Source organism: Pseudomonas sp. p1(2021b) (genome assembly GCF_020151015.1).
Lineage (GTDB): Bacteria > Pseudomonadota > Gammaproteobacteria > Pseudomonadales > Pseudomonadaceae > Aquipseudomonas > Aquipseudomonas putida_K.
In genome coordinates, this window is sequence record NZ_CP083746.1 from 4,128,506 (window position 1) to 4,140,509 (window position 12,004).

Sequence of the window (12,004 nt, forward strand, 5' to 3'; positions counted from 1 at the left end):
CATGTTCAGCAAGAAAGCCCGAAATATCGTGCTGCTCGGTGCGATCGCCGCACTGCTGGTGGCGGTCGGCTACTGGAACATCAGCCCCGAGAGCTTCCTCGACAAGCCCGTGGCCCAGGTCGACGAAAGCGCCATCGACTACTACGCGATCAACGCCCACAGCGTGCAGTTCATGCCAGACGGCAAGATGCAGTACGAGATGACCGCCGACAAGGTCGAGCACCTCAAGGCCAGCGAAGTCTCCCTGCTGACCAAGCCCGACCTGCACCTGTACCGCGGTACCCAGTACCCGTGGCACGTGCAGAGCGAGCGCGCCGAGGTCAACCCGGACGGTACCGAGGTCGAGCTCATCGAGAAGGTCCGCGTGGCCCGTACCGATGAAAAGCAGCGCGAAATGATCGTCACCACGTCCCGCATGACCGTGTTCCCGCAGAAGCAATATGCGCAGACCGAGCAAGCCGTTAGAATCGACGGCGCCGGTGGGACCACTACGGGCAAAGGAATGAAAGCGTATTTGAAAGACGGCAGGATGGACCTGCTGTCCAACGTAAGAGGACAGTATGAGGCTCGTTAAAACCCTCCCCTTTTTGCTCAGCCTGAGCGCGGCACTGGGAAGCGCGAGCGCCTTGGCCCTGCCCAACGATCGTGACCAGCCTATCCGCATCCAGGCCGACAACGCTCACCTGGACGACAAGCAAGGCGTAGCCACCTATACCGGCGACGTGATCATCACCCAGGGCTCGATGATGATCAAAGGCAACACCGTGACCATCACCCGCGCCGCCTCCGGCGATATCGACGTGGTCACCTCGGTGGGCAACCTGGCGTACTTCGAGCAGCAGCAGAGCGCTGCCAAGCCCGACAAGATGAAAGGCTGGGCCGTGACCATCCAGTACCAGGCGCAGAAGGACATGGTGATCCTCACCGACCGCGCCAAGGTCGAGAACGAAGGCAACACCACCGAAGGCGAGAAGATCGTCTACAACACCAAGACCCAGGTGGCTACCGCCGGTCGCGGTGGCAATGTGACCTCACCCCGTCAGCGCATCGACATGGTGATTCAGCCGAAGAAGAAGGCCGAGTAAATGGCAACCCTCAAAGCCCAGCACCTGGCCAAGAGCTACAAGGGCCGCCAGGTCGTCCGCGACGTCAGCCTGTCGATCGACAGCGGCCAGATCGTCGGCCTGCTCGGCCCCAACGGCGCCGGCAAGACCACCTGCTTCTACATGATCGTCGGCCTGGTCCGCGCCGACCAGGGCCGCGTGCTGATCGACAACCTGGACGTCAGCCACCAGCCCATGCACGGTCGCGCCCGCGCCGGCATCGGCTACCTGCCCCAGGAAGCGTCGATCTTCCGCAAACTGTCGGTGGCCGACAACATCATGGCCATCCTCGAGACCCGCAAGGACCTCGACCGCGACGGCCGCCGCAAGGAGCTGGAAAGCCTGCTGCAGGAGTTCCACATCAGCCACATCCGTGACAACCTCGGCATGAGCCTCTCCGGTGGCGAACGCCGCCGCGTCGAGATCGCACGGGCATTGGCCACCGCGCCGAAGTTCATCCTGCTGGACGAACCCTTCGCCGGTGTCGACCCGATTTCCGTGGGCGATATCAAGCAGATCATCCATCACCTCAAGGCCAAGGGCATCGGTGTGCTGATCACCGACCACAACGTCCGCGAGACGCTCGATATCTGCGAGACCGCCTACATCGTCAACGATGGACAACTGATCGCCGAAGGCGATGCCGAGACTATCCTGGCCAATGACCTGGTCAAGGAGGTCTACCTGGGCCACGAGTTCCGACTCTGAGCCCGGAGTCTGCCCGGGGCACTGCCGCAAAGGTTGCAGTGCTCTAGGCAAACGCTACAATTTCAGGCATATAACTTGCTTAAAATTGGCGCCCCGGCGCCCTTCGTGTAGTGGATGGCGCATGCGCGCCGGCGAACAAGGTATTAAGCCCCAGCCATGAAACCATCGCTCGTCCTAAAAATGGGCCAGCAACTGACGATGACACCGCAGTTGCAACAGGCCATCCGTCTGCTCCAGCTCTCTACCCTGGACCTTCAACAGGAAATTCAGGAAGCGCTGGAATCCAACCCGATGCTCGAACGTCAGGAAGACGGCGACGACTTCGACAACAGCGACCCCATGGCCGACAACGCCGAGAGCAAGCCGGTCGCCGAAGCCCAGGACAACAGCTTCCAGGAAAGCACGGCCAGCGCCGAAACCCTGGAAGAAGGCGAATGGAACGAGCGCATCCCCAACGAACTGCCCGTCGACACGGCCTGGGAAGACATCTACCAGACCAGCGCCAGCAGCCTGCCGGCCAGCGATGACGACGAGTGGGACTTCACTACCCGTACCTCCACCGGCGAGAGCCTGCAAAGCCACCTGCTGTGGCAGTTGAACCTGGCACCGATGTCCGACACCGACCGGCTCATTGCCGTGACCCTGATCGACAGCATCAACGGCCAGGGCTACCTGGAGGACAGCCTCGAGGAAATCTGCGCAGGCTTCGACCCCGAGCTGGATATCGAGCTGGATGAAGTGGAAGCCGTACTGCACCGCATCCAGCAGTTCGAGCCTGCCGGCATCGGCGCACGCAACCTCGGCGAATGCCTGCTGCTGCAGCTGCGCCAGCTGCCGGCCGACACCCCATGGATGGCCGAAGCCCAGCGCCTGGTCAGCGACTTCATCGACCTGCTCGGCAGCCGCGACTACAGCCAGCTGATGCGGCGCATGAAGCTCAAGGAAGATGAGCTGCGCCAGGTCATCGAGCTGGTACAGAGCCTCAACCCGCGCCCGGGCTCGCAGATCGAATCCAGCGAACCGGAATACGTGGTACCCGACGTCATCGTGCGCAAGGACAACGACCGCTGGCTGGTGGAGCTCAACCAGGAAGCGATCCCGCGCCTGCGGGTCAACCCGCAATACGCAGGTTTCGTCCGCCGCGCCGACACCAGCGCCGACAACACCTTCATGCGCAACCAGTTGCAGGAGGCACGCTGGTTCATCAAGAGCCTGCAGAGCCGCAACGAGACGCTGATGAAGGTCGCCACCCAGATCGTCGAGCACCAGCGCGGCTTCCTCGACCAGGGCGACGAGGCGATGAAGCCGTTGGTGCTACACGACATCGCCGAGGCGGTCGGCATGCACGAATCGACCATTTCCCGGGTCACCACGCAGAAATACATGCATACCCCGCGTGGCATCTATGAATTGAAATACTTTTTCTCGAGCCATGTGAGCACCTCCGAAGGCGGTGAATGCTCGTCTACGGCGATCCGCGCGATCATCAAGAAACTGGTTGCGGCGGAAAATCAGAAAAAGCCATTGAGTGACAGCAAGATCGCTGGTTTACTGGAGGCACAAGGCATCCAGGTAGCCCGTCGCACCGTCGCCAAGTACCGCGAGTCCCTCGGCATCGCACCGTCGAGCGAGCGCAAGCGACTGATGTAGCCCCTGGCTGTGCCATAGCGTTTCAGTGGCAGGTGCAATACCTGCCCTTTATGCACGGGCAACAAAGGAGAAGCTGTATGCAAGTCAACATCAGTGGACAGCATGTAGAAGTCACCCAACCACTGCGTGAGTACGTACTCGAGAAGCTCGCCCGGGTGGAAGGACATTTCGACAAGATCACCAATGTCACGGTGATCATGAAAGTCGAGAAACTGCAGCAGAAGGTCGAGGCCACGCTCCAGATTCCCGGCGGAGAAGTGGTTGCCAACGCCGAACACCAAGACATGTATGCAGCGATCGATGCCCTGGCTGACAAGCTCGACCGCCAACTGAAAAAACACAAGGAAAAACAGCAAAGCCTGCTGCAAGGTGCAGCCGCCCGCTGATCCCTCTCATCCATGATCCGACTTGAAACCATCCTGACCCCCGGCCGTTCCCTCGTGAACGTGCCGGGCGGCAGTAAGAAGCGCGCCCTGGAAAAGGTCGCCAACCTGATCGCCGAGCAAATTCCCGAACTGGAGATGCAGGACGTCTTCGAAAAGTTGGTTGCCCGCGAGAAACTGGGCTCCACCGGCTTCGGCAATGGCATCGCCATCCCCCACTGCCGGCTCGAAGGCTGCACGGCGCCCGTCAGCGCCCTGCTGCACCTGGATGCTCCCATCGACTACGACGCCATCGATGGCGCGCCCGTGGACCTGCTGTTCGTCCTGCTGGTACCCGAGGCGGCCACCGATGCCCACCTTGAACTGCTGCGCCAGATCGCCAGCATGCTCGATCGCAAGGAGGTCCGCGATCGCCTGCGTGCCGCCGGCAGCAGCGAGGCCCTGTACCAGGTAGTCCTAGACGCACAGAACGAGCACTGAACATGCGCCTGATCATCGTCAGCGGCCGGTCCGGCTCCGGCAAAAGTACCGCCCTCGATGTCCTGGAAGACAACGGCTACTACTGCATCGACAACCTGCCCGCCGGGTTGTTGCCGCAACTGGCCGAAAATGCACTGATCAATACCGAGCTGTTGCAACCGAAGGTGGCCGTCTCCATCGACGCGCGCAACCTGCCCAGCCACCTGACCCGTTTTCCCGACCTGCTCGAAGAGGCCCGGAGCCGGCATATCCAGTGCGACGTGCTGTACCTGGACGCCGACGAGGAGACACTGCTCAAGCGCTTCTCCGAGACCCGCCGGCGCCACCCGCTGACCAACGCCAATCGCTCCCTGGCAGAGGCGATCCGGGTCGAAAGCGAGCTGCTCGGCCCGATCTCCGATCTGGCCGACCTGAAGATCGACACCACCAACCTGAACCTCTACCAGTTGCGCGATTCGATCAAGCTGCGCCTGCTCAACCAGCCCGAGCCCGGCACCGCGTTCCTGGTCGAGTCCTTCGGTTTCAAGCGCGGCATGCCCGTGGACGCCGACCTGGTGTTCGACGTACGCTGCCTGCCCAACCCGTACTGGAAGCCGGAGTTGCGCGAGCATTCCGGGCTGGACCAGCCGGTGATCGACTACCTGGCCGCCCAGCCGGATGTCGAGGAGATGTTCCAGGATATCTCCAGCTACCTGCTCAAATGGCTGCCCCGCTTCGCCGCCAGCAACCGTGCGTATGTCACCATCGCCATCGGCTGCACCGGCGGGCACCATCGTTCCGTGTACCTGACCGAGCGCTTGGGCCAGTTGCTGCAACAATCCCTGAAAAACGTCCAGGTTCGCCACCGCGACCTCTAGCCCAAGGATATCCGCCCCACGATGCCCGCCCGCGAAATCACCATCATCAACAAGCTTGGCCTGCATGCCCGGGCGGCGGCCAAGTTCGTCGGCGTGGCCGGCCGCTTCCCCTGCCAGGTCAGGGTCGGGCGCGCGCCGGACAAGCTGGTGGATGGCAAGAGCATCATGGCGGTGATGATGCTCGCCGCAGGCAAAGGTACCCAGGTGCACCTGATGACCGAGGGCGAGCAGGACACCGAGGCCATGGATGCCCTGGTCGAATTGATCAACAACTACTTCGACGAAGGCGAGTAGCCCTCGGGGCGCACGACGTGCGCGTCGCGTAACGTTCAACCCTATCGCCAGCAAGCCGGCGCCAGGTTGTGAACATGGCCTTCAAGACATCGTCGTATCCATCACCATCATCACGCAGAACCCAACGCAAAGCCCCAGGCTGGCCAGACGGTGATGCCCATTGCTGCGCGACTCCGGAATGACCTCCTGGGTAACGACCAACAACATCGCCCCTGCCGCACAGGCCAGCCCTAACGGCAACAGCAGCTCGGCAATGTTGACCAGCCAGGCGCAGATCACCGCTGCTAGAGGTTCGACCAAGCCAGAGGCCGCACCTATCAGGAATGCCTTGAAGCGCGACATCCCCGCCCCGGCCAACACCAACGCGATCACCAACCCCTCGGGCACATCCTGTAAAGCGATACCCAGGGCCAGGCTGTCAGCCTCGGCCATGTCACCTGCGGCCGATACGCCAATAGCCATGCCTTCTGGAATGTTGTGGGCGATGATAGCGAACACGAACAACCGGATACGCGCGGGAATTGCCAGCTGACTCCCCGCTTCAACCAAGACCTCGGGCGCCCCACCAGAGGTCTTCAGGCCCACCATGAACAGGCATAAGGCACCTAACAGCAGCCCGAAGCTGACCAGAGCACCAGCCGTCCAAGGGCCGAAACCCATAACTCGGCCCGCCTCCAGCCCGGGTACGACCAGCGAAAACGCGGTCGCCGCGAGCATCACCCCCGCGCCGAAGCCCAATAACGTATCGGTCAGTGCAGCCGGCATATTACGGATCACCAACACCGGTATCGCGCCCAGTGCCGTGCCCAGGGCAGCCCAGCCGCCGCCCACCAAGGCTTGATGCATGGAGGGCTCCAGATCGAGCCAGGCGACACCCCGCGCGACCAACAATACAGCCCCCAACACCAGCAGCAGGGTACCCAATGTCAACCGGAGAAGGCGCAGCCCTCTGCCAATTACCCACATCGTCTGTTCTCGGCACATGTCAGATGTCTACGCGTGGTGAAAAAACAGACACAGCCATCCCGCCTCGACGACGCTCGTACAGCAACGATGGCACACTCATTACGTCTCGCATATGTAGTCCTTTATGGATTCACGACCGTCAGATAATCAAACCGCCACGGCCTGTGCACAACTATGAGAGGTACTAGCCAACAACCGGGCATTGGCGATCAACTTGAGTTTTTTATCTGAGGCTTTCTGCACCAGGGTAGAGTTACACAGCAGTTCAACACCCCATGAGAAGACCGAGTTACAAACACTTCCCCACGCGATGAATACTCCGATCACCGCCAACGCACAGCCACGTGGCGGTTTACCGATAGGATATTTATGAACACCTTAGCGCATCACCTGAATACCACGACCTCATCCGAACTCCATGCGGCTTCGCCTTTGTGCTGGGTAATCACATCCGACCCACAATACCCTCGCACCCTTGAGTACGGGTACGACGAAAGCAAAGAAGGAAAGCAACTGTCGTCCGCTCAGATTTCCGAGCAATATCGTAAAATCAATACATTCAGACAACACCATCCTCTGGGCTTCGATAACGTACCGGTATTCATCAATGGCGATATCACCGAGTACTATAGAGGCTATCAGGTTTCCGAGATGAACAGGCAGATAGACACGCTTGGCAGCGCAGTCTATGTAGGGCTCGGCAATCATGATTACGACAACAACGTGAACGATTGTTATAGGAACGGCTGTGCACGGGATGCCGTCACGGACATGGTCGAGCGCGCCGGGAATCTAGCGCCAGACGCCTTTGACTTCAAGAATGAAATCTGGGACAGCTACACGGGCTACAAGCTCTTCAGAGGCAGCCTGGCCTACTCGAAGACCCTAGGCGACTTCACGTTCATCCAGCTTCAGAACCACCCTGCGTATGCGGTCAGATTCGAGACAACCGAAGACCCCAAGTGGACAGTGGTGTACGACATCACAAAATCCTTGGACTGGCTGCAACAGCAATTAGTCGCTGCCCAACTCAAGCGCAAACACATCATCATCAATGTCCATCGCCCTCCTACAGACAGCAATTATTCTGCTGAGGATATAGAGCGCTTCCGACGCCTGGTCGATTTTTATAAAGTAAAAGCCATTTTCCATGGCCACACGCATGTCGCCCAAAAGGAAAGCAATTTTGGCACGGTCCCGGTCTTCAACAGCGGCGCTGCATTCATCAAAACATTCTTGGTGGCCGAAACCAATACGCGTCATGCCGAGGTATACGTCACGCGCGCCACAGATAATAAGCTCGAAAGCAAGCCTCTCGGTTCTTTCCGCATCGGCACCCCCGTCACCGCTCAACGGGTACATGCGACGTATCGGATTGCTGCCAACGAAGTGTATGTCACCCTGCACCAGACCCCGCCCCATCAGTTGGCCTGGGTACGGGCCGAATATACGTTTAATGGAAAGACACAGACCGTAAACTTCTCAACAGACCAAAACCCCGACGAAGAAATCTACCTGAACTTCGACGGGCTCAGCCATAGCACCACCTACCCCATCAAAGTAACCGGTTATACCGACAAAGGAACATCCGCCACCTATGAAGGCACGGTCACCACACCCGGTACATTCAAGCAACCTATAGATCTTTGTGCCCGTCGCTACCCCGACTGGCAAAAGGACGGGTTCAACGTACTGTGGAAGCGCCCCCCCAACGACAATTGGCAAGGCAAGGCCATGTTCGAAGTCGGGATCTTCAATGAAGACAACCTCTTGGTCGAAACCATTACTACAACGCCCGACTATAACTGCCAAGTCCCTATCAGCTTCTATAATGGCTATGACAAGAAGAAGTACTATTTGGGCGTTCGCGCATTCAACATGACCTCGCCAGGCGACAAGAGCCTGCCCACGAAAAGCCAGCTGTACTTCCTGCCCCACATGAATTGCTAAATGCCCGCCAGGGCATCTTCCGCTAGCCTGAGTGAGCTTCGGCAGGGTCGCCACCGCCCACTCGGGCTTCTTGCAGGTTTATCCGAACCGCAAACAAGCGCCAAGAGCAGAGGTATAGCTGCCCCAGGCCCTGTCACTGCTGGCAGGAGCATCAGCTCCCTGCCACGGTCATCCGCTCGATCAGCACCGAGCCACTGTGGATGTTGCTGCGGGTTTCGATATCGCTGCCGATGGCCACGATCTGCTGGAACATGTCCTTCATGTTGCCAGCGATGGTCACTTCCTGGACCGGGAACTGGATCTCGCCGTTCTCTACCCAAAAGCCCGCCGCACCGCGGGAATAGTCGCCGGTCACCATGTTCAGGCCATGGCCCATCAGTTCGGTTACCAACAAACCGCGCCCCATGCGACGGATCAAGGCTGCCTGGTCTTCCACCCCGTGGGTGACGAAGAGGTTATGCACACCGCCGGCGTTGGCGGTACTCGGCAGGCCCAGCTTGCGCCCCGAATAGGTCCCCAGCAGATAGGAAACCAGCTCGCCCTTGTCGACGAACGGCTTGGCATAGGTGGCCAGGCCATCGCCATCGAAGGCGGCACTGCCCAAGGCGCGCGGCAGGTGTGGGCGCTCGTCGAGGGTCAGCCAGGTGGGGAACAGACGCTGGCCGATGGCACCATCGAGGAACGATGACTTGCGGTACAGGTTGCCGCCGGAGATCGCCGACAGGAAGCTGCCGAACAGGCCACCGGCCAGTTCGGCAGAGAACAGCACCGGCACTTCACAGGTAGGCACCGGGCGCGCGCCCAGGCGGCTGGCTGCGCGCTGTGCGGCCCGCTGGCCGATGCTGCGCGGGTCGGCCAGCAAGTTGCCCTGGCGATTGACGTCGTACCAGTAGTCGCGCTGCATCTGCCCTTCGCCTTCGGCGATCATCACGCAACTCAAGCTATGACGCGTAGAGGCATAGCTGCCGATGAAGCCATGGCTGTTGCCATAGACCCGGCAGCCTTGGTGAGTGTTCAGGGTCGTGCCGTCGGCATTGAGGATGCGCGGGTCAGCATCGAAAGCCGCTGCCTCGCAGGCCAATGCCATCTCGACGGCCTTTTCCGGCTCCAGGGCCCAGTCATGATAAAGATCGAGGTCCGGGATCTCGCGGGCCATCAACGCCGCGTCGGCCAAGCCAGCACATTCATCTTCAGAGGTATGCTGGGCGATGGCCAGCGCGGCCGCGACGGTCTCGCGAATGGCCTCCGGGCCGCTGGCCGAGGTGCTGGCCGAGCCCTTGCGCTGGCCGACGTAGAGGGTGATGCCGAAGCCCTGGTCGCGGTTGAACTCGACCGTCTCGACCTCACGCTGGCGCACCGTGGTGGACAGGCCCTGCTCCAGCGACACCGCGACCTCGCAGGCGCTGGCGCCTTGGCGGCGCGCCTCTGCGATGATCGCCTCGACCTGCTCCTGCAAAGCCGGCAGGTCCTTGGGGCCTACGCTCTGGACTGCACTCATGGTTTTCTCCACTCAAAATTCTGCGTTCGGCTTGGGTCATTGTACGACCGGGCCGGACAAGCGGCCCCCGACTGGTTATCATGGCGGCGATTTCCAGCGGACTGCCACCATGGTTGATTCTTACGACGACGCCTTCGACGGCGAAAAAAGCAAAACCCAGATCAAGCGCGAGCTGCATGCGCTGGTCGAACTCGGCGAGCGCCTCACCACGCTCAAGGCCGAAACCCTGGCGCGCCTGCCCTTGACCGACGAACTGCGCAAGGCGCTGGCCGAGGCCTCCAAGCACACGGCTCATGGCGCCCGCAAACGCCACATGTCGTTCGTCGGCAAGCTGATGCGTGTACAGGACATCGACGCGATCCACGCCGTGCTCGAGCAGATGGACAGCTCGACCCGCCAGTACAACGAGCGCTTCCATAACCTGGAACGTTGGCGCGATCGCCTGATCGATGGCAACGACGACGACCTCGAACGTTTCGTCAACGAGTACCCCGACACCGATCGCCAGCACCTGCGTTCGCTGATCCGCCATGCCCAGCACGAGAAGGCACGGAACAAGCCACCCGCCGCCGCGCGCAAGGTCTTCAAATACATCCGTGACCTCGACGAGCTGCAGCGCGGGTTGCGCTGAGCCCTGCCAAGGGGGCCCGCTCCTGCCTCGGCCCCCGTTGGCATCACGCGCCGGTACCACCCACGGTGATCGCATCGAGCTTCAGGGTCGGCTGGCCAACGCCCACCGGCACCGATTGTCCATCCTTCCCGCACGTTCCCACGCCGCTGTCCAGGGCCAGGTCGTTACCGACCATCGACACCCGACTCATCGCCTCCGGACCATTGCCGATCAGGGTGGCGCCCTTGACCGGCGCGGTGATCTTGCCGTCTTCGATCAAATACGCCTCGCTGGTGGAGAACACGAACTTGCCGCTGGTGATATCCACCTGGCCACCGCCAAGGTTCGCGCAATAGATGCCCTTTTTCACCGAGGCGATGATTTCCTGCGGGTCGCTCTCGCCCGCGCGCATATAGGTGTTGGTCATGCGCGGCATCGGCAGGTGCGCATAGGACTCACGACGACCGTTACCGGTGACCGCCATGCCCATGAGCCGCGCATTGAGCTTGTCCTGCATGTAGCCTTTGAGGATGCCGTTCTCGATCAGGGTGGTGCATTCGGTCGGGGTGCCCTCGTCATCGACGCTCAGGGAACCGCGGCGGCCCTCCAGGGTGCCATCGTCGACGATGGTGCACAGCTTGGACGCCACCTGTTCACCGATACGCCCGCTGTAGGCCGAACTGCCCTTGCGGTTGAAATCGCCTTCCAGGCCGTGGCCCACAGCTTCGTGCAACAGCACGCCGGACCAGCCTGGGCCCAACACCACTGGCAAGGTACCGGCCGGTGCCGGCTTGGCCTCGAGGTTGACCAACGCCTGGCGCAGAGCCTCGCGGGCGTAGCCCATGACGCGCTCCTCGGTGAAGTAGCGGTAGTCGGTGCGCCCGCCACCGCCCTGCCCGCCACGTTCGCGGCGGCCGTTCTGCTCGACGATCACGCTGACATTGAAGCGCACCAACGGCCGCACGTCAGCCGCCAGGCTGCCATCGACCGCAGCCACCAGGATGCGCTCCCAGACCCCGGCCATGCTCACGGTAACCTGCTGGATACGGGGGTCCAGGGCACGGGTCGCGGCGTCCACACGCTTGAGCAGCTCGACCTTCTCGGCACGGCTGAGCACGTCCAGTGGGTTGTCCTGGGCGTACAGCGCGGTCACCTGCTGGCTGCGGAAGGCCTGTACACGGCCTTCCTGGCCGGCGCGGGAAATCGAACGGGCGGCACGGGCCGCCGAGGTCAGGGCCTCGAGGTTGATCGCGTTGCTGTAGGCGAAACCGGTCTTCTCACCGGACTGGGCACGCACGCCCACGCCCTGGTCGAGGTTGAAGCTACCCTCCTTGACGATGCCGTCCTCCAGCGCCCAGGTTTCCGAGATCTGGCCCTGGAAATACAGGTCGGCGGCATCGATGCCTGGGCCTGCCAACTCGCCCAGCACAGCCTGCAGGCTGTCCAGGGTCAGTCCGCCCGGGGCCAGGAGCTGTTCGCTGACGGTGGATAACATCTGGCTCATA

13 protein-coding genes are annotated in these 12,004 nt (G+C 61.3%); 10 read left to right on the forward strand and 3 right to left on the reverse strand.

What is annotated here, in order from left to right; genetic code table 11:
- Window position 1: 1 nt before the first annotated feature.
- The 8 genes from lptC to K8374_RS19265 all read left to right on the forward strand — a co-directional run bounded on the left by lptC (window position 2) and on the right by K8374_RS19265 (window position 5,475).
- Window positions 2–574, forward strand: coding sequence for an LPS export ABC transporter periplasmic protein LptC (gene lptC / locus K8374_RS19230; protein WP_084854537.1), 573 nt, complete (start codon window positions 2–4; stop codon window positions 572–574).
- Window positions 561–1,085: a lipopolysaccharide transport periplasmic protein LptA gene (gene lptA, locus K8374_RS19235; protein WP_084854538.1), complete on the forward strand. Its 525-nt coding sequence runs from the start codon at window positions 561–563 to the stop codon at window positions 1,083–1,085. The genes lptC and lptA overlap by 14 nt, the downstream gene beginning before the upstream one ends.
- Window positions 1,086–1,811 carry an LPS export ABC transporter ATP-binding protein gene (gene lptB / locus K8374_RS19240; RefSeq protein WP_084854539.1) on the forward strand — a complete coding sequence of 242 codons (726 nt, stop codon included), beginning with the start codon at window positions 1,086–1,088 and terminating at the stop codon, window positions 1,809–1,811.
- 156 nt (window positions 1,812–1,967) lie between these two features.
- On the forward strand, window positions 1,968–3,461 hold the full coding sequence (locus K8374_RS19245) for an RNA polymerase factor sigma-54 (protein WP_224456810.1): 1,494 nt from the start codon (window positions 1,968–1,970) through the stop codon (window positions 3,459–3,461).
- A 77-nt stretch (window positions 3,462–3,538) separates the two neighbouring features.
- Complete coding sequence (gene hpf, locus K8374_RS19250; protein ID WP_043213265.1) at window positions 3,539–3,847, forward strand: ribosome hibernation-promoting factor, HPF/YfiA family; 309 nt, start codon at window positions 3,539–3,541, stop codon at window positions 3,845–3,847.
- A 12-nt stretch (window positions 3,848–3,859) separates the two neighbouring features.
- Entirely contained in the window at window positions 3,860–4,324 is a 465-nt protein-coding gene (gene ptsN / locus K8374_RS19255) for a PTS IIA-like nitrogen regulatory protein PtsN (protein WP_224456811.1), read from the forward strand.
- Window positions 4,325–4,326: 2 nt separating this feature from the next.
- Window positions 4,327–5,181, forward strand: a complete 855-nt coding sequence (gene rapZ, locus K8374_RS19260; RefSeq protein ID WP_084854542.1) for an RNase adapter RapZ — start codon at window positions 4,327–4,329, stop codon at window positions 5,179–5,181.
- Between the two features lie 21 nt (window positions 5,182–5,202).
- Window positions 5,203–5,475: an HPr family phosphocarrier protein gene (locus tag K8374_RS19265; RefSeq protein ID WP_084854543.1), complete on the forward strand. Its 273-nt coding sequence runs from the start codon at window positions 5,203–5,205 to the stop codon at window positions 5,473–5,475.
- 81 nt (window positions 5,476–5,556) lie between these two features.
- On the opposite strand, the gene K8374_RS19270 is transcribed toward K8374_RS19265, so the two are convergent.
- Window positions 5,557–6,441, reverse strand: coding sequence for a ZIP family metal transporter (locus tag K8374_RS19270; protein ID WP_224459364.1), 885 nt, complete (start codon window positions 6,439–6,441; stop codon window positions 5,557–5,559).
- Window positions 6,442–6,810: 369 nt separating this feature from the next.
- Between K8374_RS19270 and K8374_RS19275 the strand changes: the two genes are divergently transcribed.
- The gene (locus tag K8374_RS19275; RefSeq protein ID WP_224456812.1) at window positions 6,811–8,391 is read left to right on the forward strand and encodes a metallophosphoesterase; all 1,581 of its coding nucleotides are present in this window, start codon (window positions 6,811–6,813) and stop codon (window positions 8,389–8,391) included.
- Between the two features lie 151 nt (window positions 8,392–8,542).
- Here K8374_RS19275 and pmbA read toward each other — a convergent pair whose 3' ends face one another.
- Complete coding sequence (pmbA, locus tag K8374_RS19280; RefSeq protein ID WP_084854544.1) at window positions 8,543–9,889, reverse strand: metalloprotease PmbA; 1,347 nt, start codon at window positions 9,887–9,889, stop codon at window positions 8,543–8,545.
- Between the two features lie 109 nt (window positions 9,890–9,998).
- On the opposite strand from pmbA, the gene yjgA reads away from it, so the two are divergent.
- On the forward strand, window positions 9,999–10,520 hold the full coding sequence (gene yjgA, locus K8374_RS19285) for a ribosome biogenesis factor YjgA (RefSeq protein WP_084854545.1): 522 nt from the start codon (window positions 9,999–10,001) through the stop codon (window positions 10,518–10,520).
- A 43-nt stretch (window positions 10,521–10,563) separates the two neighbouring features.
- Here yjgA and tldD read toward each other — a convergent pair whose 3' ends face one another.
- On the reverse strand, window positions 10,564–12,003 hold the full coding sequence (gene tldD / locus K8374_RS19290) for a metalloprotease TldD (protein ID WP_084854546.1): 1,440 nt from the start codon (window positions 12,001–12,003) through the stop codon (window positions 10,564–10,566).
- Window position 12,004 lies beyond the last annotated feature (1 nt).

What these genes read in the sequence shown, in the direction of transcription:
- lptC (WP_084854537.1), top strand. Translation starts at nt 2, where the DNA reads ATGTTCAGCAAGAAAGCCCGAAATATCGTGCTGCTCGGTGCGATCGCC.
- lptA (WP_084854538.1), top strand. Translation starts at nt 561, where the DNA reads ATGAGGCTCGTTAAAACCCTCCCCTTTTTGCTCAGCCTGAGCGCGGCA.
- lptB (WP_084854539.1), top strand. Translation starts at nt 1,086, where the DNA reads ATGGCAACCCTCAAAGCCCAGCACCTGGCCAAGAGCTACAAGGGCCGC.
- K8374_RS19245 (WP_224456810.1), top strand. Translation starts at nt 1,968, where the DNA reads ATGAAACCATCGCTCGTCCTAAAAATGGGCCAGCAACTGACGATGACA.
- hpf (WP_043213265.1), top strand. Translation starts at nt 3,539, where the DNA reads ATGCAAGTCAACATCAGTGGACAGCATGTAGAAGTCACCCAACCACTG.
- ptsN (WP_224456811.1), top strand. Translation starts at nt 3,860, where the DNA reads ATGATCCGACTTGAAACCATCCTGACCCCCGGCCGTTCCCTCGTGAAC.
- rapZ (WP_084854542.1), top strand. Translation starts at nt 4,327, where the DNA reads ATGCGCCTGATCATCGTCAGCGGCCGGTCCGGCTCCGGCAAAAGTACC.
- K8374_RS19265 (WP_084854543.1), top strand. Translation starts at nt 5,203, where the DNA reads ATGCCCGCCCGCGAAATCACCATCATCAACAAGCTTGGCCTGCATGCC.
- K8374_RS19270 (WP_224459364.1), bottom strand. Translation starts at nt 6,441, where the DNA reads ATGTGGGTAATTGGCAGAGGGCTGCGCCTTCTCCGGTTGACATTGGGT.
- K8374_RS19275 (WP_224456812.1), top strand. Translation starts at nt 6,811, where the DNA reads ATGAACACCTTAGCGCATCACCTGAATACCACGACCTCATCCGAACTC.
- pmbA (WP_084854544.1), bottom strand. Translation starts at nt 9,889, where the DNA reads ATGAGTGCAGTCCAGAGCGTAGGCCCCAAGGACCTGCCGGCTTTGCAG.
- yjgA (WP_084854545.1), top strand. Translation starts at nt 9,999, where the DNA reads ATGGTTGATTCTTACGACGACGCCTTCGACGGCGAAAAAAGCAAAACC.
- tldD (WP_084854546.1), bottom strand. Translation starts at nt 12,003, where the DNA reads ATGAGCCAGATGTTATCCACCGTCAGCGAACAGCTCCTGGCCCCGGGC.